The organism is Pseudomonas sp. UBA4617 (genome assembly GCF_002386445.1).
GTDB lineage: Bacteria > Pseudomonadota > Gammaproteobacteria > Pseudomonadales > Pseudomonadaceae > Aquipseudomonas.
In genome coordinates this window covers 80,950-106,161 of sequence record NZ_DGIR01000052.1, presented here as the reverse complement: position 1 = coordinate 106,161, position 25,212 = coordinate 80,950, and the positions used below count along the sequence as shown (strand labels likewise).

Sequence of the window (25,212 nt, the reverse complement as noted above, 5' to 3'; positions counted from 1 at the left end):
GTGAACGGAACAATCCGCCGGACTTAACTGACTGGCATTACCACAAGTGGGCTTTTTTTATACTCGCGTTTTCCTCACCCGCTCCGCGTACACCGACAGCGTCTGTTTCAGCACGTCCAGCGTTACCGGCTTGGAAAGACAGCTGTCCATCCCCGACTCCAGACAGCGCTGTTTCTCTTCCGCCAGGGCGTTAGCGGTGACGCCCACCACCGGCAGCGTCAGCCCCAGCTGGCGAATGCGTTGGGTCAGGCGATAGCCATCCATGTTCGGCATGTTCACGTCGCTCAGGACGATGTCGATATGGTTTTTACTCAGCACATTCAGCGCATCCACACCATCGTTCGCGGTCTTGCACTGATAGCCCAGCGAGCCAAGCTGGTCAGCCAGCAGGCGGCGGTTAATCGGATGGTCATCCACCACCAGGATCATCATGTCTTCATTCATCGACTGCACCGATTCCGGTGACGGTAGCGCCGTCGTGCCGTCGGCTGTCTCCATCTCCACACGGTAGATCCGCGCCAGCAGCGCAATCAGTTCGTGCGGCGAGGCCACGCTGTTTACCCATTCACCGTGGGCACGCTCCTGGGCAATGCCAATATGGCGACGGCAGAAGATCACCGCCGCTTTACCCTGCCACGGCTGCGTCAGTTCATCGTCGGTGATGAGCATGTCTTCCGCATCCGGCGTTTGGCCTGTGTAGCGTGCCACGCGAATACCGTGTGTCGTCAGCAGGGATTCCAGATAGGCATACAGCGAGGCATTATTGACCGCTAACCAACAGCGTTTATCACTTAATCCCTCTACCAGCACGTTGGCCGGAGACTGCGCGGCATACAGCGGAATGCGAATGGTGAACTGACTACCCATACCGGGTTCGGTATCCACCGAGATATCGCCATCCATCATGCTGATCAGTTTTTCACAGATCGCCAGCCCCAGACCGGTGCCCTGGAAGTTGCGCTGAACCCCGGTCCCCACCTGGAAGAACGGATCGAAGAGTTTGACCACCTCTTTGGCCGGAATACCGACCCCGGTGTCGCGCACGCGAATGCTCAGATAGTCCCCTGCCCTGGAGACATGCATCACAATGCAGCCCATGTCGGTAAACTTAATGGCGTTGCTGAGCAGGTTGGAGATCACCTGCTGCAGGCGCATCGGATCGCCCTGCAGCGATACCGGCACGTCCGGCTCAATAAAGCAGTACAGCCCCAACTGCTTACGTACCACCAGCGGCAGGTAGTTGGCACTGATATGGTTCATCACCTCGCGCGGTGAGAATTCGCGCGGCTCAATTTTCAGCTGCTCGGACTCAATTTTGGAGAAGTCGAGAATATCGCTGATGATTTTCAACAGCAGGCTGGAGGAGTTATTCATCGCCGTCACCAGACGGTCTACGCCCCGGGGCAGCTCTTTGGTCTGCAGCAGATCGAGGTTACCGATAATGCCGTACAGCGGGGTGCGCAGCTCGTGGCTGACCGTCGCAAGGAACATCGATTTCGACTGGCTGGCCTGTTCAGCCGACTGGGCCATATCCTGCAACGACTCTTCCATTTTGACGCGCGCGGAGACATCCACCAGCACGCAGATGGCGACGTTCTCGTTGCGATAGCGCGAGTGCACAAAGCTAATCTGCAAATTGGTGTTGTTGCTGGTGAGCACGTCGACAAAGTTGACCTGCTGTCCGCAGATAATCTGCGTCAGCCGCTGCCGATCCTCGTGGGTCAGCATATTGAGATAGTTATGCGCCAGCTCGTTACTGAGGATGTTAGTCCCATCCAGGGTGCGCAGAATACAGATCCCCACCGGCGCAGAGGCGACAATCTTGCGGTTGAACTGCTCATGCTCCTCGAGGCGCTGAGCATCGATCTCCGCCGGGATAAATATTTTGCGCTCGTACATCCGCGCCAGGGTAAACAGCGCAATCCCCACCAGCACGTTGAGTAGCACCGAGTTGAGGATCAGCATGCGGATACGTTCCAGGACCAGATCCACCGGAACGGAATAGACGATGCTCAGGGACGATGGCGGCAGGCTCTTTTTCAGCACCAGATCGCGGAAACCGGAGGTATAGCCAAACCATGAACGCTCCTGCATCCAGCGAGGGTCGACCTTGAGACGTGTTTCTGGCCCCGCCAGCGAGATAAGGCTGTGGCCATTTTCATCGAGAATGGTTACGCCCATCGGCAGATTGCCGGGGGTGAAAAAGTTCTCCATGCGGATAGTCTGTTCAGTGCCGAGCATCGCCTGCAGGCGGTTTGCCAGATAGACCGGCGTCATGGCATAGAAGTAACCTACCCCTGGACGCGGCCCCTGGCCAATCCAGAACAGGTTGTTGCCGCGCTCATCCTGCGGTGCGTTGCGGTATTTGGTGATCCGTTCGCGCAGGCTTTTCAGGGCGTTTTCGCGATCGACCGGCACGTCACGCAGGCCAAAATTGGCCATACAGAGATTTTCGCTGCCAATCAGAAAGACCCGGTTCAGATCGTACGCTGCCGAGAAGTTATCGCGCCAGTAGCGCATAAACCAGGCCAGTGACGCCAGCGAACCCCGCCATGCCGGCCCCATAACAGAACAGTCAGAATCGGGGAACAGCGGCTCAAAGTTGGGCACCTCGGTTTTACTGTCGCGTCCGCGGGTGGCCAGTACGCCGTTTTCTGCCGTCAGCCGGTTCTCCGCGATGTACTTGAGTTCCTTCATGACGTCTGCGGTGCGCTGAATGTAGCGCTGGGACTGTTCGTAGCTAAGGTTGAACTCCTGGCGGATCTCCGACTCCTTCTGGTGCAGCGCATTGACGATGTAAAACACCGAAAACAGGGCGATCAACACCCAAATCAGGAGCGCCAGCGCCCGGAACAGATAGCGAGAAACTTTCAGCGTGGTTCGAAAGGAGACGAGGTATTTCAAGGGGGCGAGGCTCCGCCATCAGGGTCAAAAGGAATGGGCTTTAAGGTAGCGGTAAACGCGCATAGTCGCAATGTTCGGTTGTCTGCAATTGCGTGTACCGGCAAAAGAAAAGGGCCGGAGACCGGCCCTTTATCGTCAGGAGACATTACTCTTCAGCGTCATCCGCTGCATCGTCGTCAGTATCCGCTTCCGGTGCGATCTCATCGTCACCTTCTGCTACGCTGCCGTCGATGGAGTCGAGCTCTTCGTCATCCACTGGCTCAGCGACGCGCTGCAGACCCACCACGTTCTCATCTTCCGCGGTACGGATGAGGATCACGCCCTGGGTGTTACGGCCTACCACGCTGATCTCGGACACGCGAGTACGCACCAGCGTACCGGCATCGGTGATCATCATGATCTGGTCGGTATCATCAACCTGAACCGCGCCAACCACGGAGCCGTTACGCTCAGTCACTTTGATCGAGATAACGCCCTGGGTGCCGCGGGACTTGGTTGGATACTCGTCCTGGGCGGTACGTTTACCGTAGCCGTTCTGCGTAACGGTCAGGATTGCGCCTTCGCCGCGCGGAACAATCAGGGAGACAACGCTGTCTTCGCCCGCCAGTTTGATGCCGCGAACACCGGTCGCAGTACGACCCATGGCGCGCACTGCGCTCTCTTTGAAGCGCACCACTTTACCGGCGGCAGAGAACAGCATCACTTCGTCGGAACCGGAGGTCAGATCCACACCAATCAGTTCGTCGCCTTCGTTCAGGTTGACGGCGATAATGCCGGCAGAACGTGGACGGCTGAACTCGGTCAGGGCGGTCTTCTTCACCGTACCGCTGGCGGTTGCCATAAAGACGTTCACGCCTTCTGCGTACTCACGAACCGGCAGAATGGCGGTGATACGCTCGTTCTGCTCCAGCGGCAGCAGGTTGACGATTGGACGTCCACGTGCGCCACGGCTCGCTTCCGGCAGCTGATAGACCTTCATCCAGTACAGACGGCCCCGGCTTGAGAAGCAGAGGATGGTGTCGTGGGTGTTGGCCACCAGCAGGCGGTCGATAAAGTCTTCTTCTTTAATACGTGCCGCTGACTTGCCCTTACCGCCACGACGCTGTGCTTCGTAGTCGGTTAACGGCTGGTACTTCACGTAGCCCTGGTGAGACAGGGTCACAACAACGTCTTCCTGGTTGATCAGGTCTTCGATGTTGATATCAGCGGTATTGGCCGTGATTTCAGTGCGACGCTCATCGCCGAACTGATCGCGAACCAGCGCCAGCTCTTCGCGGATCACTTCCATCAGACGATCGGCGCTGCCGAGGATATGCAGCAGCTCGGCAATCTGTTCCAGCAGCTCTTTGTACTCGTCGAGCAGTTTTTCGTGCTCAAGGCCGGTCAGTTTCTGCAGACGCAGATCCAGAATCGCCTGAGCCTGCTGCTCGGTCAGATAGTACTGGCCATCACGCACGCCGAACTCAGGTTCCAGCCACTCTGGACGCGCAGCGTCATCGCCCGCACGTTCCAGCATTGCTGAGACATTACCCAGCGCCCATGGCTGAGCCACTAACGCCGCTTTCGCTTCCGCAGGGGTTGGCGCACGGCGAATTAACTCGATGATCGGATCGATGTTCGCCAGCGCAACGGCCAGCGCTTCAAGGATGTGCGCACGATCGCGGGCTTTACGCAGTTCGAAAATGGTACGGCGAGTCACCACTTCACGGCGGTGACGCACGAACGCGCTCAGAATGTCTTTCAGGTTCATGATCTTCGGCTGACCATGGTGCAGCGCAACCATGTTGATCCCGAAGGAGACCTGAAGCTGAGTCAGGGAGTAGAGGTTGTTCAGTACCACTTCCCCTACCGCGTCACGTTTGATTTCAATCACGATACGCATGCCGTCTTTGTCAGACTCATCACGCAGCGCGCTGATACCTTCAATGCGTTTCTCTTTTACCAGCTCGGCAATCTTCTCGATCAGGCGCGCTTTGTTCACCTGATACGGTATTTCGTGGACGATGATGGTCTCACGGCCGGTTTTGGCGTCGGCTTCGACTTCTGCGCGGGCACGAATATAGATCTTGCCGCGACCGGTACGGTACGCTTCTTCAATGCCGCGACGGCCATTAATGATGGCGGCGGTCGGGAAGTCCGGGCCGGGGATGTGTTCCATCAGCCCTTCAATGCTGATGTCTTCATCGTCGATATAGGCCAGGCAACCGTTGATCACTTCCGTGATGTTGTGCGGCGGAATGTTAGTCGCCATACCTACTGCGATACCGGACGCACCGTTTACCAGCAGGTTAGGGATCTTGGTTGGCATCACATCAGGAATGCGCTCGGTGCCGTCGTAGTTATCGACGAAATCAACGGTCTCTTTTTCCAGGTCGGCCATCAGCTCGTGGGCGATTTTCGACATACGGATTTCCGTATAACGCATCGCCGCCGCGGAGTCACCATCGACCGAACCAAAGTTACCCTGACCATCTACCAGCATGTAACGCAAGGAGAATGGCTGCGCCATACGGACGATAGTGTCGTACACGGCGGTATCACCATGCGGGTGATATTTACCGATTACGTCACCAACGACACGGGCAGATTTTTTGTAGGCTTTATTCCAGTCATTGCCCAATACGTTCATGGCGTATAGTACGCGACGGTGTACCGGCTTAAGTCCATCGCGGACATCCGGCAGCGCACGGCCAACAATGACCGACATCGCATAATCCAGATAGGAGCTCTTCAGCTCTTCCTCGATGTTAACCGGTGTAATTTCTCTCGCAAGGTCGCTCATCTAACCGCTATCCCTCTACTGTATCCCGGATTCAAAGGTCGGAAATTATAACACACCCGCTTAGGTTTAAACTAATTTGCTTTGTTATCCTGATATACTTCCTCGTCTTTAAATTACGGAGTAAAAGCGTCCATGAATGCGGAAAAATCCCCGGTGGCTCCCAACGTTGACCATGAAGAGATCGCCAAATTCGAAGCCGTCGCCTCGCGCTGGTGGGATCTTGAAGGTGAGTTTAAACCCCTGCACCGCATTAACCCCCTGCGCCTGGGCTATATCGCGGAACGCTCCGGCGGCCTGTTCGGTAAAAAGGTGCTCGATGTAGGCTGCGGCGGCGGTATCCTGGCAGAGAGTATGGCGCGCGAAGGCGCTACAGTGACCGGGCTGGATATGGGCTTCGAGCCGCTACAGGTGGCGCGACTGCATGCGCTGGAAAGCGGTATTCAGGTGGAGTACGTGCAGGAAACGGTTGAGGAACACGCCGCGAAGTTTGCCCAACAGTATGACGTCGTCACCTGCATGGAGATGCTGGAGCACGTGCCCGACCCGCAATCGGTGGTAAAAGCCTGTGCAAAACTCGTTAAACCGGGCGGCCAGGTGTTCTTCTCCACCATCAACCGCAACGGCAAGGCGTGGCTGATGGCCGTGGTCGGCGCAGAATACGTGCTGCGGATGGTGCCAAAAGGCACCCACGATGTGAAAAAATTCATCAAACCGGCAGAGTTATTGAGCTGGGTCGATGGCACCTCCCTGAAAGAGCAGCACATGACCGGTCTGCATTACAATCCTCTGACCGACAAGTTCAAACTGGCGCCAGGCGTGGACGTTAACTACATGCTCCATACCACCGCCAAAAAAGACTAAGGTTATCTACTCTTTTTCTAAGAATGCGCAGCAGTTTGTTGCGCATTTTTGACCACCCGTTGAAGAAATCAGCAGTCGATCAATTTTTCATTTTTTTTTCTACATTATTGACATCACGTCCAGGCCTTACGGTACGAGGACTTACGCTTTTTTACTCTTTCACAACCTCAATTTAACCTCAAAATCAACTCTTGTACTGAAAAGAATCCTTACTAGAATACTCACCATCTTGCGTTATCCTTATCGTAAAACCCCTATATGTAGTATTTATCCACAGAGGTCTGTGGATAAGCGGGGGATATTTTCTTTTTTCACGGACAGGTAAAAACCCACATGAATCAGAGTCTGCTGGTGACAAAGCGCGACGGTGCTACCGAGCGTATCAATCTGGACAAAATCCATCGTGTTCTCGACTGGGCAGCAGAAGGACTGAATAACGTATCCATTTCTCAGGTGGAACTGCGCTCCCATATCCAGTTCTATGACGGCATCAAAACGTCTGATATCCACGAAACCATTATCAAAGCCGCGGCGGATCTGATCTCCCGCGAAGCACCGGATTATCAGTACCTCGCAGCCCGTCTGGCCATTTTCCACCTGCGTAAAAAAGCCTACGGCCAGTTTGAGCCGCCAGCGTTGTTCGATCATGTGGTGAAGATGGTAGAGCTGGGCAAATACGACACGCATCTGCTGGAAGACTACACGGAAGAAGAGTTCAAGCAGATGGACGGGTTTATCGATCACTGGCGTGATATGAACTTCTCCTACGCCGCGGTGAAGCAGCTGGAAGGGAAATACCTGGTCCAGAACCGTGTGACCGGTGAAATCTACGAGAGCGCCCAGTTCCTCTACATTCTGGTGGCCGCCTGCCTGTTCTCTAACTATCCGCGTGCTACCCGTCTGGAATACGTGAAGCGTTTCTACGATGCGGTTTCCACCTTCAAGATTTCTCTGCCGACGCCGATCATGTCCGGCGTGCGCACCCCTACCCGTCAGTTCAGCTCCTGCGTACTGATCGAGTGTGGCGATAGCCTGGACTCCATTAACGCCACCTCCAGCGCCATTGTGAAATACGTTTCCCAACGCGCCGGTATCGGTATTAACGCCGGTCGCATCCGTGCGCTGGGCAGCCCGATTCGCGGCGGTGAAGCGTTCCACACCGGCTGTATTCCGTTCTACAAACACTTCCAGACTGCGGTGAAATCCTGCTCTCAGGGCGGCGTACGCGGTGGCGCAGCCACCCTGTTCTACCCGATGTGGCATCTGGAAGTCGAAAGCCTGCTGGTACTGAAAAACAACCGTGGCGTGGAAGGTAACCGCGTGCGTCACATGGATTACGGCGTTCAGATCAACAAGCTGATGTACACCCGTCTGCTGAAAGGCGGCGACATCACCCTGTTCAGCCCATCCGACGTCCCGGGCCTGTACGACGCCTTCTTTGCCGATCAGGATGAGTTCGAGCGTCTGTACGTTCAGTATGAAAACGACGACAGCATCCGTAAGCAGCGTGTGAAAGCGGTTGAACTGTTCTCCCTGATGATGCAGGAACGTGCTTCCACGGGCCGTATCTACATCCAGAACGTTGACCACTGCAACACCCACAGCCCGTTCGATCCGGTCGTTGCACCAGTGCGCCAGTCTAACCTGTGCCTGGAGATCGCCCTGCCGACCAAACCGCTGGAAGATGTGAACGACGAAAACGGCGAGATCGCCCTGTGTACGCTCTCTGCGTTCAACCTGGGTGCGATTAATAGCCTGGACGAGCTGGAAGAGCTGGCAGTGCTGGCGGTTCGCGCGCTGGATGCGCTGCTGGACTACCAGGATTACCCAATCCCGGCGGCAAAACGCGGGGCAATGGGTCGTCGTACTCTCGGCATTGGCGTGATCAACTACGCTTACTGGCTGGCGAAAAACGGCAAACGTTACTCCGACGGCAGCGCCAATAACCTGACGCACCAGACCTTCGAAGCCATTCAGTACTACCTGCTGAAAGCCTCTAACGAACTGGCCATCGAACAAGGCGCCTGCCCGTGGTTCAACGAAACCACCTACGCCAAAGGCATTCTGCCGATCGACACCTACAAGAAAGATCTGGACGGCATCGTCAGCGAGCCGCTGCACCTCAACTGGGAAGGCCTGCGCGAGTCGATTAAAACCCACGGCCTGCGTAACTCTACGCTCTCTGCCCTGATGCCGTCCGAGACCTCCTCGCAGATCTCCAACGCCACCAACGGCATCGAGCCGCCGCGCGGTCACGTGAGCATCAAAGCGTCGAAAGACGGGATCCTGCGCCAGGTGGTGCCAGACTACGAGCTGCTGAAAAACAACTACGAGCTGCTGTGGGAAATGCCAAACAACGACGGCTACCTGCAACTGGTGGGCATCATGCAGAAGTTTATCGACCAGTCGATCTCTGCGAACACCAACTACGATCCATCACGCTTCCCGTCAGGGAAAGTACCGATGCAGCAGCTGCTGAAAGACCTGCTTACCGCCTATAAATTTGGCGTGAAAACCCTGTACTATCAAAACACCCGTGACGGTGCGGAAGATGCGCAGGACGATCTGGTCCCGTCCATTCAGGATGATGGCTGCGAAAGCGGCGCATGTAAGATCTAAGTAATTTTGCCGGGTAGCGTTACGCTTACCCGGCCTACGTTTTTGTAGGCCCGGCCCGCCGGGCAGTACAATCTCAACAGGACACACTCATGGCATACACCACCTTTTCACAGACGAAAAACGACCAGCTCAAAGAGCCGATGTTCTTCGGCCAGCCGGTCAACGTGGCACGCTACGATCAGCAAAAATATGACATCTTCGAAAAGCTGATTGAAAAGCAACTCTCCTTCTTCTGGCGCCCGGAAGAGGTTGACGTTTCCCGCGACCGTATCGATTTCCAGGCTCTGCCGGAACACGAAAAGCACATCTTCCTCAGCAACCTGAAGTATCAGACACTGCTGGACTCCATCCAGGGCCGTAGCCCGAACGTGGCGCTGCTGCCGCTGATCTCTATCCCGGAGCTGGAAACCTGGGTTGAGACCTGGGCGTTCTCCGAGACGATCCACTCCCGCTCTTATACCCATATCATTCGTAACATCGTCAACGATCCGGCGATTGTGTTCGATGATATCGTCACCAACGATCAGATCCTGAAGCGCGCCGAAGGCATTTCTCACTTCTATGACGACCTGATCGAGATGACCAGCTACTGGCATCTGCTGGGTGAAGGCACGCACACCGTGAACGGCAAAACCGTGACCGTGAACCTGCGTGAGCTGAAGAAAAAGCTCTACCTGTGCCTGATGAGCGTGAACGCGCTGGAAGCGATCCGCTTCTACGTCAGTTTTGCCTGCTCCTTCGCCTTCGCAGAACGCGAGTTGATGGAAGGCAACGCCAAAATCATCCGCCTGATCGCCCGCGATGAAGCCCTGCACCTGACCGGCACCCAGCATATGCTGAACTTGCTGCGCAGCGGCGTGGACGATCCCGAGATGGCCGAAATTGCTGAAGAGTGCAAACAGGAAAGTTACGACCTGTTTGTTCAGGCGGCGCAGCAGGAGAAAGAGTGGGCGGAATACCTGTTCCAGGGCGGCTCCATGATCGGCCTGAACAAAGATATTCTCTGCCAGTACGTGGAGTACATCACCAACATCCGTATGCAGGCGGTTGGTCTCGATCTGCCGTTCCAGACCCGCTCCAACCCGATCCCGTGGATCAACACCTGGCTGGTTTCCGATAACGTTCAGGTGGCGCCGCAGGAAGTGGAAGTGAGTTCCTACCTCGTCGGTCAGATTGACTCCGAAGTCAACACTGACGATTTGAGCGATTTCCAGCTCTGATGAGCCGCGTGACGCTTCGTCTTTCTGGCACAGAGCTCCTGTGCCAGGAAGAGCACCCTTCCCTGCTCGTTGCGCTGGAATCTCACCAGATTGAAGTTGAATACCAGTGCCGTGAAGGTTACTGCGGCTCCTGCCGCTGCCGTCTGGTGATAGGCCAGGTCGACTGGATCACCGAGCCGCTGGCCTTCATTAACGAAGGGGAAATTTTGCCCTGCTGCTGCCGGGCAAAAGGGGATATCGAAATCGAAATGTAAGCGCCCTTATCCCCTCTCCCGTGGGAGAGGGTTAAGGTGATGTCTTCGTCTTACCCGACCAACCAAATCTACTTCCGCTGAATAAACTCGACCGCCTTATCCGGGAAGTCGGTAAACAACCCGTCCACACCCGCCTGGTTATACAGCACGTCGTAAAGCTGATTCACGTCCGTCGCATAGTCCGGCAACTGGTCTGCACGCACCGTGTACGGGTGCACCTGCAGCTTGCTGGCATGGGCGTCTTTTACCATCGCCGTCAGCTTAACGTGACCCGGCGTTGAGCCGTCCGCCACCAGCATGTGGTAATCCGGCCCAATACCGTCCGCGTACTGCGCAATTTGCTGCATTGCTCCCGGTTTAAACATCCAGTCGTAGCTGTAGTTGATCCACTTGCCGTCAGGCTGTTTCTCCTGGGTTTCATTCCAGTCGGTATAGGCAATCAGTTGCACCAGATTGAGGTCCATCCCCATCTTCGGCTCCAGCTCGGTTTTGATGCGCTTCAGTTCAGCGGCATCAAAACACTGGAGATAAACCTTGTCCTCTTTGCGGGTGTAGCCGTACTCCTTTAGCACTGCCAGCGTTTTCGCCGCAATATCTTTGCCTTCCTGATGGTGGAACCACGGCGCTTTGATTTCCGGGTAGATACCGATGTTTTTACCGGTGGAGTGGTTCAGCCCCTGAACAAACTCTATTTCCTCTTCGAAAGTGTGAATGCGGAAGTCAGATTTGCCCATCGGGAAACGTCCCGTATAGACCTGCACCTTCTTGCCGTTTTCGATCTCAAAACCTTCGGTAAATTTCAGCGAACGGATTTCCGCCAGCGTAAAGTCGATGGCGTAATAACGGCCATCTTTACGGGCGCGGTCCGGGAAACGTTCCGCCACATCGGTCACGCGATCCAGATAATGATCATGCAGGACAACCAGTTGGTCGTCCTTCGTCATCACCAGATCCTGCTCCAGATAGTCAGCGCCCTGTGCATAGGCCATCGCTTTTGCCGGAAGCGTGTGCTCCGGCAAATAACCGCTCGCGCCACGGTGGGCGATAACAATTTTATCGGCCGCCAGCGCGGAGCCGGTCATCAGCCCCGCCAGCAGCAGGCCAGTCGCTAATTGAGTCAGTTTCAAAGCCCCTCTCCTTATTGACGACGTGCCAGCACTTCAGCGTGGTGACGTTTTTCCCCGATCATGACCACAATCAGCAGCAGTACCGCCAGGACGCTCCCGCCAATCATCACCATAAACCCGCCGTCCCAGCCGAAGAAGTCAACGGTATAGCCAACAATGGCGCTGGCCGCGACCGAACCGCCCAGATAACCAAACAGACCGGTAAAGCCCGCCGCTGTCCCTGCCGCTTTTTTCGGTGCCAGCTCCAGGGCGTGCAGGCCAATCAGCATTACCGGGCCATAGATCAGGAAGCCGATGACGATCATGCACGCCATGTCTACGGATGGATTACCCGGCGGGTTGAGCCAGTAAACGATGGTCGCAATGGTCACCAGAGTCATAAAGAAGACGCCTGTCGCACCACGGTTGCCCCGGAAGACTTTGTCCGACATCCAGCCGCATAGAAGCGTGCCCGGGATCCCTGCATACTCATACAGGAAGTAGGCCCAGGAAGATTTATCCAGCGCGAAGTGCTTCACCTCTTTCAGATAGGTTGGCGACCAGTCCAGAATGCCGTAGCGCAGCAGATAAACAAACACGTTCGCCACCGCGATGTACCACAGCAGTTTGTTTGGCAGCACATATTTCATGAAGATCTGTTTTGCCGACAGCTCTTCTTCGTGCTGCTCGCTGTAATCATCGGGGTAGTCGTTTTTGTACTCTTCGATCGGCGGCAGGCCACAGGACTGCGGTGTATCACGCATCAGGGCAAAAGCGATAATCGCCACCACGATGGCACCAAAGGCAGGCATATAGAGCGCCGCTTTCCAGTCGTTGAACCAGGCCATACCGAGCAGGAACAGCAGTGGCGGAATACCGCCGCCGACGTTATGCGCGCAGTTCCACACCGACACGATGCCGCCACGCTCTTTCTGCGACCACCAGTGCACCATGGTGCGTCCGCACGGCGGCCAGCCCATCCCCTGGAACCAGCCGCAGAGGAACAGCAGCACAAACATGACCGCAATACTGGAGGTCGCCCAGGGAACGAAGCCCATAAAGAGCATCACCGCTGCCGCCAGAATCAGCCCGGCAGGCAGGAACACGCGCGGATTCGAACGATCCGACACCGACCCCATGATGAACTTGGAAAAACCATAGGCAATGGAGATCCCTGACAACGCGAACCCCAGATCGCCGCGCGAAAAGCCCTGCTCCACCAGATAGGGCATGGCAAGCGCAAAGTTCTTACGCACCAGGTAATAAGCCGCATACCCGAAGAAAATCCCCAGGAAGATTTGCCAGCGCAGGCGGCGATAAAGCGGATCTATTTCTGCCTCTGGCAGACGCGCCTGATGCGGCGCAGGTTTAAAGATACTGAGCATGACAGCCTCCGTGGCCTTAGAGAAAGTGAGCAGGTGGCTCGCACCTGATTCCAGAGGCGGGGATGTTAAGAAATCACAGCGATTGTTACTGTGAATCAACGCACAAATTGTTACAGAAATATGACAGAATGCGCATAAAGACGCATGGAATCGTGTTTCATTTTCGTATCAGGCGCGTTTATGTTCGAAATCAAACAAACCACAACTTTCATGTGGCTAAATGATAGAAAAACGAACATAGAGGAAAGACGATGATGCTTCAGGATCCTCGTTACAGCGATGTGATAATCATTGGCGGTGGCGCAACCGGGGCGGGGATTGCCCGGGACTGTGCGCTGCGGGGCTTAAGCGTGACGCTTCTTGAACGCCATGATATCGCGACAGGGGCGACCGGGCGTAATCACGGCCTGCTCCACAGCGGCGCGCGCTATGCGGTCACGGATGCGGAATCCGCACGGGAGTGTATTGCTGAAAACCAGATCCTCAGGCGCATTGCCCGTCACTGCGTTGAACCAACCAATGGTCTGTTTATTACGCTGCCTGAAGATGATCTTTCGTTTCAACAAACCTTTATTTCCGCCTGTACCGCAGCCGGGATCGCTGCTGAAGCGATTGACCCTGCGCAGGCCCGCCGTATAGAACCCGCCGTAAACCCTGCCCTGATCGGCGCAGTTACGGTCCCGGACGGCACGGTGGATCCCTTCCGGCTGACGGCCGCCAATATGCTGGACGCCCGCGAGCACGGCGCGCGTATCCTGACCGGGCATGAGGTCACCGGGCTGATCCGCGAAGGCAACACCGTTCGCGGCGTGCGGGTATTTGATACGCAATACAAAGAACACAGCGACCTGTTTGCCGCCGTCGTGGTGAACGCGGCGGGGATCTGGGGTCAGCGCATCGCGGAATATGCCGACCTCTCCGTTCGTATGTTTCCGGCAAAAGGTTCCCTGCTGATCCTCGATCACCGCATCAACAACCACGTCATTAACCGCTGCCGTAAACCCTCTGATGCCGATATCCTGGTGCCGGGGGATACCATTTCATTGATTGGCACCACCTCAACCCACGTTGACTACAGCGAAATTGATGTCAACCGGGTGACGGCTGACGAGGTGGATACCCTGCTGCGTGAAGGTGAAAAACTGGCACCTGTCATGGCACAAACCCGTATTCTGCGGGCATATGCCGGCGTTCGCCCGCTGGTGGCCAGCGATGACGATCCGAGTGGACGTAACGTTAGCCGCGGCATTGTGCTGCTCGATCACGCCGAACGTGACGGGATGGAGGGCTTTATCACCATTACCGGCGGCAAGCTGATGACCTATCGCCTGATGGCGCAATGGACCACCGATGCCGTGTGCCGCAAACTGGGCAACACCAACGCGTGCGTCACGGCGGAAAAGCCTCTGCCCGGCTCGCGTGAAGCAACCGAAAAAAACCTGCAAAAAATCATCTCGCTCCCCGCCCCGCTGCGCGGCTCTGCCCTCTATCGCCACGGTGACAGAACACCCGCATGGCTTGGCGGAGGGCGGCTTAGCCGCAGCCTGGTGTGCGAGTGTGAGGCGGTGACCGCCGGGGAAGTTCAATACGCCGTGGAGAATCTGACGGTGAACAATCTGCTGGACTTACGCCGCCGTACCCGCGTCGGCATGGGAACCTGTCAGGGCGAACTGTGCGCCTGCCGGGCAGCAGGACTGTTACAGCGCTTTCATGTCACTACCTCAGGCCAGTCACTGACCCAATTGAGTGAATTTTTAAACGAGCGCTGGAAAGGCATTCAGCCTGTCGCCTGGGGCGATGCCCTGCGCGAAAGCGAGTTTACCCGCTGGGTCTACCAGGGGCTTTGTGGTCTGGAGAAGGAGTCGCAGGATGAAATTTGATACCCTGATTGTCGGCGGTGGCCTTGCGGGTTTGCTCTGCGGCATCAAACTCACGACGCACGGGCTTCGCTGCGCCATCGTTACCCGGGGCCAGAGCGCGCTGCATTTCTCGTCCGGCTCGCTGGATCTGTTAGGGCCGATGACCTTTGACGATTTGCCGCCAGCGCACCCCTACCGCCTGACGGGCGTCGAAAACGTTTTACGCTACGCCAGGGAAGCGGAAACGCTGCTGGCACGCAGCGGCGCAGGCTTACAGGGCAACGCGCAGCAAAATCATCAGCGTGTGACCCCGCTTGGCACCCTGCGATCTGCCTGGCTCAGCCCGGAAGAGGTCCCCGTCGCCCCCTTCGACGCGAAGCGTGTGCTGGTGGTCGGGATCAGCGGTTTTCTTGATTTCCAGCCGCACCTGGCCGCCGCCTCGCTGAGCCAGCGGGGGATTAACGTCGATGCCGATGAGATCGACCTTCCTGAACTCGACGTACTGCGTGACAACCCCAGCGAGTTTCGTGCGGTGAATATTGCCCGCCTGCTGGATCATGAAGATAAATGGCCGCAACTGTATGAGGCACTCCGGCCGCTCGGCGAAACCTGCGATGCCCTGTTTATGCCTGCCTGTTTCGGCTTAACGGACAATCGCCTCTGGTGCTGGCTGTCCGATCGCTTGCCCTGCTCTCTGGGTTTACTGCCGACGCTTCCTCCTTCGGTGCCGGGCATTCGTCTGCATAACCAGCTCCAGCGGCAATTTATTGCCCAGGGTGGCGTATGGATGGCAGGCGACGAGGTCAAAAAAATCACGCTGGCGCAGGACGCGGTAAGCGAAATCTGGACCCGTAACCACGGCGATATTCCGTTGCGCGCCCGCCATACGGTGCTCGCCAGCGGCAGTTTCTTCAGCAACGGCTTGTTGAGCAGCCGGGAAGGCATCCGCGAGGCCATCCTCGGGCTGGATGTTCGTCAAAGCGCCTCGCGTGCAGACTGGTACCAGAGTGATTTCTTCACGCCGCAGCCCTGGCAACAGTTCGGGGTGATCGTCGATGAACGTCTGCGTCCACAACTCTCCGGTACACCCGTTGAAAATCTCTACGCCATCGGCTCGATTCTGGGTGGCTACGATCCTATTGCCCAGGGTTGCGGCGGCGGCGTATGCGCGATAACGGCACTGCATGTCGCCGGGCTGATTATCCACAGCATGGAGGCCGAACAATGAACGACACCCGCTTTGAAAGCTGCATTAAATGCACGGTCTGCACTACGGTCTGCCCGGTCAGCGGCGTAAACCCGCAATACCCGGGGCCGAAGCAGGCCGGTCCAGACGGGGAGCGCCTGCGCCTGAAGGACGGCGCGCTGTACGATGAAGCACTGAAATACTGCATCAACTGCAAGCGCTGCGAAGTGGCTTGCCCGTCAGATGTCAAAATCGGCGATATCATTCAGCGTGCCCGCGCGCGTTATAGCACCCAAAAACCGACGTTGCGTGATGCCATCCTCAGCCATACCGACCTGATGGGCAGGGTTTCAACGCCGTTCGCCCCGCTGGTGAACGCTGCGACCTCGCTGAAACCGGTACGCCAGTTGCTGGACGCCACCCTGAAAATCGACCACCGTCGCAGTCTGCCGAAATATTCTCAGGGGACGTTTCGCGGCTGGTACAAATCCGTGGCGGCGGAACAGGCGCAGTTTAGCGATCAGGTGGCTTTCTTCCACGGCTGCTACGTGAATTACAATCACCCTCAGTTGGGAAAAGATCTGCTCAACGTCCTGAATGCGATGGGCACTGGCGTACAGCTACTGAATAAAGAGAAGTGTTGCGGTGTGCCGCTAATTGCCAACGGCTTCACGGATAAAGCGCGCAAGCAGGCGATCAGCAATGTCGCCGCCTTGCGCGAAGCCATTGTCGGAAAAGGGATCCCGGTGCTCGCCACGTCGTCTACCTGCACCTTCACGCTGCGGGATGAATATCCGCATCTTCTGGATGTGGAGAACACCGACCTGCGCGACCATATTGAACTGGCGACTCGCTTCCTGTGGCGCAAGCTGGACAGTGGACAGACCCTGCCACTGAAACCATTGCCATTGAACGTGGTTTATCACACGCCCTGTCATATGGAAAAAATGGGCTGGTCGCTGTATACGCTGGAATTGCTACGGCTGATACCGGGGCTGACGTTGACGGTGCTGGATTCGCGCTGTTGCGGCATCGCGGGCACCTACGGGTTTAAGCGAGAAAACTACCCTACCTCGCAGGCGATTGGCGCGCCGCTGTTCCGTCAGATTGAAGAGAGCGGCGCAGATATCGTGGTGACGGACTGCGAAACCTGCAAATGGCAGATTGAGATGTCCACCCGCAAACGTTGCGAGCATCCCATTACCTTACTGGCAAAGGCACTGGGCTAGAGGTTGCCGGGGTGTCCGCCCCGGCAGATTCATCACTCGACAAACACCGACTCAACAACGTTAATCCAGCCGTGTTCGCTGGCGACCTCTTTCCCGTTCAGCCAGCGGCGCAGCATGTTGAGCGCCATCATGGCGCACACCTCCTGACGCACCGCCACACTGTGACGGGTGATACTCATTTTCACCCGCAGCGCGTGTGTGCCTTCCGGCGTTGCCAGCGCAAAGTTAAGGTGCTCGTCATCCACGCCACCGATAGCCAGCGCCAGTCCGGCAAAATGTTTCACTCTGCGTTCTGATGCCCAGCGAGCGGTCTGCGCCAGGGTTTCCTGCTGGAACGGCACCACTTCACTGGCCAGCAGCGGCGCGCTGGCGCGTGAAAGCTGTAATGCCAGCAATCCACCGGTAAACTGCTCGCTCAGGGTCACGCTCAACTGGCGGGACTGCAACTCACGGGCGATCTGCGCTGGCAGCCCGTCGGTGCCCTCAAAAATCAGGCTTTCACCCGCGACAAGCTGCACTTCCGGCCACAACGCCAGCATGGCGGCTTTCTCTGTTGCCGGGCCGGTGAGCTTAAGCTCGATAATCGGCATCGAGGAGCGATAGCCCATCGACACGCCCGGCGGGAGTTGCAGGTGATCCAGACTCTGGGCCAGATCGCTTTCAGAGCGGCCAAAAGTGGTCAGGCGCAGACACAGCGGCGGCTCCGGCAGGGTAAAACGCTGACGAAGGCGCGGCAGGATCTGCTGCTCAACCATCACTTTAAATTCAGACGGCACGCCCGGCGTGAAGAACATCAGGCAGCGGTTGAGTTGAATGGCAAACCCGCAGGCGGTGCCAACCGGGTTATCAACCAGTTCGGCACTGGCGGGGATCTCAGCCTGTTTGCGGTTGCTCGGGGCCATGACGCGGCCACGATCGGAGAAAAAGCGCTCCATCTGCGCCAGCCACTCTTCATGCATCACCAGCCCTTCGCCTTTCGCTGTCGCGGCGGCCAGAGCACTAAGATCGTCGCTGGTCGGGCCGAGTCCGCCGTTCACAATCAGCACGTCAGCCTGTTCGCTGCGCTCGCGCAGAATGTTCACCAGTGACTCAAGATTGTCGCCCACCGTATTGCGGCGCGTGAGTGGTAATCCCTGCTCAAAGAATAAATCGGCAAGCCAGGCCGCATTGGTATCAATAATTTGCCCATGCAGCACTTCGTCGCCAGTGGATAACATTTCCACGTTAATCATTGTGTTCTCCCACTTCTATGGTCAAAACACTATAGCGCAATGGTGATGGGTGAAAAGAGAAACTGGCGCAGCAGAGCACTGCGCCGAAATAGATTAGAAGCCCGCGCTCACGCCAACATACGGGCCATCGGCCAGGGCGTTATCGCGATTGCCGTCTTTACCGGCCAGGTTCAGATAACGATAACCGGCTTCAATAGTGATTGGACGCATGATGGTCCAGCGCGCACCGGCGTTGGCTTCTTTATAGCTGTTGATGCCGCTGGAGAGCGAGTCTGGAGAGTAATAGTACTCACCAAACAGGCCGAAGCTGTCGCCAATCTTCCACTGCAGACCGCCGCCCACCGCCGCGGCGTAACCTTCGTCGCCGTTGTTTGGGTTGGTGTAGATCCCTTTTCCGCCGACGGTGGCCAGGAATGGACCGAGAGGAACGTTCAGACCGAGACCGAGGCTGGCGGCATCGCCATCATCGTCGTTATGGGTCCAGCCACCGGTCATCGCCAGACCGGACGTCTCGGTGCCAAGGCCAAAGCCCAGGTGGGTATAGTCCTTACCCGCCGAGCCGTTAAAAGAGATTGCGTTTGCCGCTGCTGACGCAAACATCAGGCCTAAGCCCAGTAATGCCACTTTTTTCATTGTCGTGATCCCGCGCAATGTGATTAGAATTATTCAAAACCGCGAGATTTTAACGTGAGTCGGCCTGCGATCAACGCTGAGGCGAGATAATAAAAAAATTAGATTGTAACGAGTTGATACTTACAGGTTTTAACAATGTTAAATTCGGAAAAAGCGTTACCCTGAGGATGCCAGCGACGTCAGTTTAACGGCACGAATGCGTTGAAGGGCAGCGAAGTTAAAAACGAAACAGGAGCCTGGGCTCCCGTTTTTATCGCAGGATGAATGCCTGCGCCCTGCCCTTTACCCGCAGCCGATCACCGGGAAGAGTCGCAATTCAACCTCGTAACGACTGATGAACCCACTGTTGCAGGGCGCGGCGGGCGATTTTAATTCCGCCATTTTTCAGTTCAGCCGGAAGCATGAGCCAGTGCACCGGCTGCTGAAAGCGCGCCAGCTTATCGCTCACCCAGTGGGGTAGCTGGGCGATATCTGTTCCCGCTTCGCACTCGACGACCGCCACCGGCCGTTGACCAAACTCGACATCATCGAAGGGAACCACATACACCTGGTTTACCTGAGGATGGGTGCCGATCACCCGCTCCAGCTCTTCCGGCTGGATCCCCTCCCCGCCGCTGAAAAAGAGATTATCCATCCGACCCAGGATGGTCAGCCGACCGTCGCACAACGCACCGCGATCGCGGGTGGCGAACCAGCCCTGCGCATTGGTCAGCGGGAGCAATGCGCCGTCTCGCCAGTAACCCGCCGCCATGCTGCGTGCCTTGATCCAGACTTCCCCCTCGACGACCTGTATCTCTCGCCCCGGCAAAGGGACACCGACATCCGGTTCTCCGTCCGCCTCTTTGGCGCAGACGGTGGAGGCAAATTCAGTCAGACCGTAACCGCAGAAGGTCCGAATGCCCTGCTCGCGTGCCTTCTCCGTCAGCGCTACAGGAATGGCCGCCCCGCCGAGAAGGACGGCTTTCAGAGCAACGCGATGCTCGCCATTGATCAGGCGCCACAGCTGAGTTGGTACCAGCGAGGCGTGAGTACAGCCCTGCAATGCCTGCTCCAGCGGCTGTTTCTCACGCACGGTCAGGCGTGCCCCGGCATGCAGCCAGCGCCATAAAATGCCCTGCCCGGAGACATGAAAAAGCGGCAGCGAAAGCAGCCAGTCATCGTTGCCGCTAAACGGCATGAGGGCCAGAACGCCCTGCGCGCTGGCAAGGTGGGCCGAACAGGTATGCACCGCCGCTTTGGGTAAACCGGTCGAGCCGGAGGTAAGCGTCATGGAGGCCAGACGTTCTGGTTGCCATGCAACGCTGTAGTGCCCCTTGTCATCGCGTAAAGCCAGTCCAGGCAGCCCGTCGAACACGCTGGTTAACACCAGCGCAAAACGCAGTGTCATTTGCGGCAATAAGACATCCAGCAGCGGACGCGGCAGCTGAGGATTAACGGGCAGAATGCGCGCCCCGCACTGAAGCAGCGCCAGCCACGCCAGCAGGGTGTGCGGATGATTGTGGGCGAGCAGCATTACGCCGTCACCTTCCTGTACGCCCTGACGATGAAAACCCGTCGCCAGGCGATCTACACGATCGCACAGCTGTTGCCAGGTGAGCGTCTCTTCGTTCAGGCGTAGCGCAGGTTTATCAGCCTGCCGCGCGCACCAGTGCCGCCACGGCCAGTCGGTAAAACTCATAGCAGCGGCTCCAGCGCCTCGACGTCGAGTTGCGGCAGCGTACTGTCAGGCCAGGAGCGGATAAGCTGAGCTTGCATCAGGTTTAGCGTGTCCAGGCCGGGGACAGTGTCTGGCGTCAGCCAGGCTGCGATACGTGCCAGCTGTGTCAGCCCAAGACTGGATTCAATGGAGGAGCTTATCACCGCCGTCAGGCCTGCCGCCTGTGCCGCAGAGACCTGCTGGCGCACTTTCTCCAGGCTGCCGGTCAGGGTCGGTTTGATCACCACGGCGCTGACACCCGGCTCGGCAACAAACGCAAAATCATCCTCGCGCAGGCTTTCATCCCAGGCGATGGCAATCCCTGTCTCCCGGGCAAACGCCAGCGAGTCCGCGCGCGTTTTACAGGGTTCCTCCAGAAAGGCGATACGATCCCGATACGCCGGGTTAACGTACTTCGCAAACTGCTGCGCTTTCAACGGTGTCCAGGCACGGTTGGCATCAAGGCGCAGACGCAGATCCGGGATGGCCTCCAGCAGCAGATTCGCCACCATGCCGTCGCGCACCGCTTCGTACAGCCCCACTTTGATCTTCGCCACTTTTTCGCCCGGCATGGCGGCGAGCACGGCAAAGAGTTCGTCAGGATCCCCGGTACAGAGCGGGGCTGCGCGATAATCGGCTTTCTGCGGCAGCGTACCGTCCAGTTCGGCCAGCGCACAGCTGATGCCAAAATCCACCGCAGGCAGACCGGGCAACTGCGGATCTGCGCCGTCGCGCCAGGCCAGGCACCAGGCCCGCAGCGAGGCTTCCGCCTCCTCCAGCGACTCGCGGCTGAAGCCCGGCAGGGGGGCGATTTCGCCCCACCCTTGCCGATCGCCCTGCTGCAGATGAACGAACAGACCGTCGCGCGTTTTTAACCGCCGTTCGCGCAGAACCACACCCGCGTCCATCGGTACCTGCCAGCGGTAGATCTGTACGCTGCGCATTACGGATTCCGTTTGTATTTGCTGAAGTCCGGCTGGCGCTTCTCGTTGAACGCGTTACGCCCTTCCTGACCCTCTTCGGTCATGTAGAACAGCATGGTGGCATTGCCCGCCAGCTCCTGCAGCCCGGCCTGACCATCGCAGTCGGCGTTCAGTGCCGCCTTCAGGCAGCGCAGCGCCATCGGGCTGTTTTGCAGCATTTCACGACACCAGCGCACGGTCTCTTTTTCCAGATCGGCAATCGGCACCACGGTGTTAACCAGCCCCATATCCAGCGCTTCCTGGGCATTGTACTGACGGCACAGGAACCAGATCTCGCGTGCTTTTTTCTGACCCACGATACGGGCCATGTAGGAGGCACCCCAGCCGCCGTCGAAGGAGCCGACTTTCGGGCCGGTCTGGCCGAAGATGGCATTTTCTGCCGCGATTGTCAGGTCGCACATCATGTGCAGCACGTGACCGCCACCGATGGAGTAGCCAGCCACCATCGCAACAACCGGTTTTGGACAGGTGCGGATCTGGCGCTGGAAGTCGAGCACGTTCAGGTGGTGCACGCCAGAGTCATCCTGGTATCCGCCGTAGTCGCCGCGCACTTTCTGATCGCCCCCGGAACAGAACGCTTTTTCGCCTTCCCCGGTAAGGACAATCACGCCGATATTGTCGTCGTAACGGGCATCTGCCAGCGCCTGGATCATCTCTTTAACGGTGACCGGACGAAACGCGTTACGCACCTCGGGACGGTTGATGGTGATTTTGGCGATCCCGTCCGCCGATTTGTGGTAACGAATGTCGGTGTAACCTTCGGAGCAGTCCTGCCATTCCACCGGTGCGTAGAGCATGTTTTCATCAGGGTAGATCATAGAGTGTCCTTTATGGATAAACGGAATATCTGAGCCAGACGCTCGGCCACCGCAACGGGATTTTCCCGATGGGCGTTATGTCCGGCATGGGAAATTTGATGGCCGATCGCGGGAAGCTCCCGGGCAATCGCCCTGAACTTGTCGTCCCGCTCGCCATACAGATAGAAAAAGGGAACTGCGCACTCAGCGAGCGCAGCCCTTAAATCGGGTTGTTCAGCCAGGGAGGTCGCCTGCAACATGGCGGCCAGGGTCGCGCCGTTGTTACGGCTGCGCAGGGCAACCAGCGCCCGACGCTGCGCGTCAGTTAATGAGGCAAAGACCGGCTGTTGATACCAGTCTGCAAACACCGCCTCTAAGGGTTCATGGCGAAAACGCGCAGCCCAGTGAGCATCAGAGGCGCGGCGCCTTGCCCGTTCGTCATCATCACGCAACCCCGGATGCGCCCCTTCAACAATCAATCCCTGTAGCCCTTTCGGGCGCTGGCAGGCGTGATACATCGCAATGCGGCCGCCGAGGGAGTACCCCACCAGCCAGTACTTTAGTATGTTGTAACTAAGAAGGGTGCGATTCAGCAATGTATGCATGTCGCTGAAATCGTGCACCGCAACGTGCGCCGATTCGCCGTGTCCCGGCAAATCAAGATATAAGCGGGGATAATCACCCAGGCACGCCTCGGGCAACTGCCATTCACGGCGATCGCCGGAAAAGCCGTGCAGGAAAACCAGCCAGGGTTTTCCTGCCGCGCCGGTGCAGTGCGTGCCTTGCAGGATCATAGATGGCTTACCTGCGCCAGCAGGTTTTGCAGCATCTGCGCGCCATCGCTGTCGTTAACCACCACTTCGATAAGCGTGGCGCGAGGTTTGCTCCACGCCGTATTCAGGGCGCTCTCCAACTCCCCCCAGCTTGTAGGGCGCTGATAACGGAGGCTGAACATGGCTGCCGCGTGTTCAAACTGCACGTTTTGCGGCATCAGATAGAAGCGCTCACGCTCACTCTGCGGCGTCGGCAGCAGGGAGAAAATCTGCCCGCCGTTATTGTTGATCACCAGCAGCACAAAGGGCGCCGAAGCCTGACGTAACAAGGCCAGCGCGTTGAGATCGTACAACGCCGACAGATCGCCAACAATCGCCAGCGTCGGGCGTGCGTTGGCACGCTGGACCCCGGCTGCGGTGGAGAGCAGCCCGTCAATGCCGCTGGCGCCACGGTTACTGAACACCGGATAGCCTGCCGGCAGGCGGGAAAAGGCATCAATCAGACGCACCACCAGGCTGTTGCCGACAAACAGCTGCCCCTGCTCGGGCAGATAGTGGCGAATACGGTGCGCCAGCTGCGCCTCGCCAAACGCCTCGCTGTGTTGCGCTGTCAGCTGCCAGGCCTGGCGGGAGAGTTCCGGGATCGCCGTGGCCCAGGGGCCGCGTTTTTCCGCCGGATGCAGTTCCAGCCAGTCGGCGACATTCGAGACCAGCCGACGACCGCAATGGTGCGCCGGATCCAGCCGCCCTTCCCGCGGATCGACCAGCCAGTACTCTTCCGGCGTGCAGGTTGCCTGCCACTGCAGCAGCCGTTTCCCCGTCAGACTGCCGCCCAGCTGGACCACAATCTGCGCCTGCTCCAGTTCGGTAACGGCCTTCGCATTGCCCAGCCACAGATCCGCACACGGCAGCGGCTGCCCGGTCTGGGAGAGTACGTCGCCAATCAGCGGCCAGCCCAGAGTTTGCGCCCACTCTGCCACCTTTTTTCCTTCCGCCGCGCTCATTCTGCCCGCCAGCACCACGCCGCGTTTTTGCCGCCAGAAGAACCAGTCGCGCTGTTCAGGGCTTGAAAGCGCTGCGGGGGCGCGCAGCCAGGGTTTATCGCTCTGCCACCAGTCACCCAGCGCCTGGTGCCAGGCAAGATCGGTATCATCCATTTCGCCATACAGCGGCTCGGCAAACGGACAGTTAATGTGCAGCGCCCCCGCGCGAAGTGCGCCCATGGCGTTATCCACCGTGGAGACCAGCCAGCGGGCGGGAATATCCCGGGTCGGACGCGGCAGGGATAGCGTTTCCGAGGGATGTGAGGCGAAGAGACCCGGCTGACGAATGGCCTGGTTTGCGCCACAGTCGATCAGCTCCGGGGGACGATCCGCCGTTAGCAGCACCAGCTTTTCGCCGGTCAGACCGGCTTCAATCAGCGCCGGATAGAGGTTAGCCACCGCGGTACCGGAAGTTACAATAACCGCCACCGGGGTATTACTGGCTTTGGCCAGCCCCAGCGCCAGATGCCCGAGACCGCGTTCATCAAAATGGGTGTGATGAATAAAAGCACGGTTCTCTGCGGCAGCCAGGGTCAACGGCGTTGAACGCGAGCCGGGTGCGATGCAAACGTGCCTGACGCCATGGCGGGTCAGGGCTTCAAGGATCACCGCCGCCCAGCGCCGGTTAAAGGAACTCACTGACATGGAAT

18 protein-coding genes are annotated in these 25,212 nt (G+C 57.7%); 7 read left to right on the top strand and 11 right to left on the bottom strand.

What is annotated here, in order from left to right:
• Positions 1-57: 57 nt before the first annotated feature.
• A complete protein-coding gene (gene rcsC, locus B4L76_RS22250) occupies positions 58-2,904 on the bottom strand; it encodes a two-component system sensor histidine kinase RcsC (protein ID WP_059307490.1) in 2,847 nt (948 codons plus the stop codon).
• A 145-nt stretch (positions 2,905-3,049) separates the two neighbouring features.
• Positions 3,050-5,686 carry a DNA topoisomerase (ATP-hydrolyzing) subunit A gene (gene gyrA / locus B4L76_RS22245; RefSeq protein ID WP_059307489.1) on the bottom strand — a complete coding sequence of 879 codons (2,637 nt, stop codon included), beginning with the start codon at positions 5,684-5,686 and terminating at the stop codon, positions 3,050-3,052.
• A 132-nt stretch (positions 5,687-5,818) separates the two neighbouring features.
• On the opposite strand from gyrA, the gene ubiG reads away from it, so the two are divergent.
• The 4 genes from ubiG to yfaE all read left to right on the top strand — a co-directional run bounded on the left by ubiG (position 5,819) and on the right by yfaE (position 10,640).
• Positions 5,819-6,547 carry a bifunctional 2-polyprenyl-6-hydroxyphenol methylase/3-demethylubiquinol 3-O-methyltransferase UbiG gene (gene ubiG / locus B4L76_RS22240; protein ID WP_077227414.1) on the top strand — a complete coding sequence of 243 codons (729 nt, stop codon included), beginning with the start codon at positions 5,819-5,821 and terminating at the stop codon, positions 6,545-6,547.
• A 333-nt stretch (positions 6,548-6,880) separates the two neighbouring features.
• Positions 6,881-9,166, top strand: coding sequence for a class 1a ribonucleoside-diphosphate reductase subunit alpha (nrdA, locus tag B4L76_RS22235; RefSeq protein ID WP_144836856.1), 2,286 nt, complete (start codon positions 6,881-6,883; stop codon positions 9,164-9,166).
• Positions 9,167-9,255: 89 nt separating this feature from the next.
• Positions 9,256-10,386: a class Ia ribonucleoside-diphosphate reductase subunit beta gene (nrdB, locus tag B4L76_RS22230; protein WP_032612723.1), complete on the top strand. Its 1,131-nt coding sequence runs from the start codon at positions 9,256-9,258 to the stop codon at positions 10,384-10,386.
• Positions 10,386-10,640 carry a class I ribonucleotide reductase maintenance protein YfaE gene (yfaE, locus tag B4L76_RS22225; RefSeq protein WP_032612725.1) on the top strand — a complete coding sequence of 85 codons (255 nt, stop codon included), beginning with the start codon at positions 10,386-10,388 and terminating at the stop codon, positions 10,638-10,640. The genes nrdB and yfaE overlap by 1 nt, the downstream gene beginning before the upstream one ends.
• Before the next feature lie 68 nt (positions 10,641-10,708).
• Here the strand turns inward: yfaE and glpQ are convergent, their stop codons facing one another.
• Complete coding sequence (gene glpQ / locus B4L76_RS22220) at positions 10,709-11,767, bottom strand: glycerophosphodiester phosphodiesterase (RefSeq protein WP_204231152.1); 1,059 nt, start codon at positions 11,765-11,767, stop codon at positions 10,709-10,711.
• 11 nt (positions 11,768-11,778) lie between these two features.
• A complete protein-coding gene (glpT, locus tag B4L76_RS22215; RefSeq protein ID WP_032612729.1) occupies positions 11,779-13,131 on the bottom strand; it encodes a glycerol-3-phosphate transporter in 1,353 nt (450 codons plus the stop codon).
• A gap of 251 nt (positions 13,132-13,382) precedes the next feature.
• On the opposite strand from glpT, the gene glpA reads away from it, so the two are divergent.
• The 3 genes from glpA to glpC are packed head-to-tail and all read left to right on the top strand — an operon-like array spanning position 13,383 to position 17,405.
• Positions 13,383-15,011, top strand: coding sequence for an anaerobic glycerol-3-phosphate dehydrogenase subunit A (glpA, locus tag B4L76_RS22210; RefSeq protein ID WP_296235251.1), 1,629 nt, complete (start codon positions 13,383-13,385; stop codon positions 15,009-15,011).
• The gene (gene glpB, locus B4L76_RS22205; protein WP_296235250.1) at positions 15,001-16,218 is read left to right on the top strand and encodes a glycerol-3-phosphate dehydrogenase subunit GlpB; all 1,218 of its coding nucleotides are present in this window, start codon (positions 15,001-15,003) and stop codon (positions 16,216-16,218) included. The genes glpA and glpB overlap by 11 nt, the downstream gene beginning before the upstream one ends.
• Entirely contained in the window at positions 16,215-17,405 is a 1,191-nt protein-coding gene (gene glpC / locus B4L76_RS22200) for an anaerobic glycerol-3-phosphate dehydrogenase subunit GlpC (protein ID WP_296235249.1), read from the top strand. The genes glpB and glpC overlap by 4 nt, the downstream gene beginning before the upstream one ends.
• A 32-nt stretch (positions 17,406-17,437) precedes the next feature.
• Here glpC and B4L76_RS22195 read toward each other — a convergent pair whose 3' ends face one another.
• The 7 genes from B4L76_RS22195 to menD form a co-directional block, all read right to left on the bottom strand.
• The gene (locus B4L76_RS22195; RefSeq protein WP_296235248.1) at positions 17,438-18,637 is read right to left on the bottom strand and encodes a nicotinamide mononucleotide deamidase-related protein YfaY; all 1,200 of its coding nucleotides are present in this window, start codon (positions 18,635-18,637) and stop codon (positions 17,438-17,440) included.
• A 93-nt stretch (positions 18,638-18,730) separates the two neighbouring features.
• Positions 18,731-19,270 carry a YfaZ family outer membrane protein gene (locus B4L76_RS22190; RefSeq protein ID WP_032612739.1) on the bottom strand — a complete coding sequence of 180 codons (540 nt, stop codon included), beginning with the start codon at positions 19,268-19,270 and terminating at the stop codon, positions 18,731-18,733.
• Between the two features lie 316 nt (positions 19,271-19,586).
• Positions 19,587-20,948 carry an o-succinylbenzoate--CoA ligase gene (menE, locus tag B4L76_RS22185; RefSeq protein ID WP_296235247.1) on the bottom strand — a complete coding sequence of 454 codons (1,362 nt, stop codon included), beginning with the start codon at positions 20,946-20,948 and terminating at the stop codon, positions 19,587-19,589.
• Positions 20,945-21,910, bottom strand: coding sequence for an o-succinylbenzoate synthase (menC, locus tag B4L76_RS22180; RefSeq protein ID WP_296235246.1), 966 nt, complete (start codon positions 21,908-21,910; stop codon positions 20,945-20,947). The genes menE and menC overlap by 4 nt, the downstream gene beginning before the upstream one ends.
• The gene (gene menB / locus B4L76_RS22175; RefSeq protein WP_349679073.1) at positions 21,910-22,746 is read right to left on the bottom strand and encodes a 1,4-dihydroxy-2-naphthoyl-CoA synthase; all 837 of its coding nucleotides are present in this window, start codon (positions 22,744-22,746) and stop codon (positions 21,910-21,912) included. Before menB ends, menC begins: the two co-directional genes overlap by 1 nt.
• A gap of 17 nt (positions 22,747-22,763) precedes the next feature.
• Complete coding sequence (gene menH, locus B4L76_RS22170) at positions 22,764-23,540, bottom strand: 2-succinyl-6-hydroxy-2,4-cyclohexadiene-1-carboxylate synthase (protein ID WP_296235245.1); 777 nt, start codon at positions 23,538-23,540, stop codon at positions 22,764-22,766.
• The gene (menD, locus tag B4L76_RS22165) at positions 23,537-25,207 is read right to left on the bottom strand and encodes a 2-succinyl-5-enolpyruvyl-6-hydroxy-3-cyclohexene-1-carboxylic-acid synthase (protein WP_296235244.1); all 1,671 of its coding nucleotides are present in this window, start codon (positions 25,205-25,207) and stop codon (positions 23,537-23,539) included. Before menD ends, menH begins: the two co-directional genes overlap by 4 nt.
• Between the last annotated feature and the right edge of the window lie 5 nt (positions 25,208-25,212).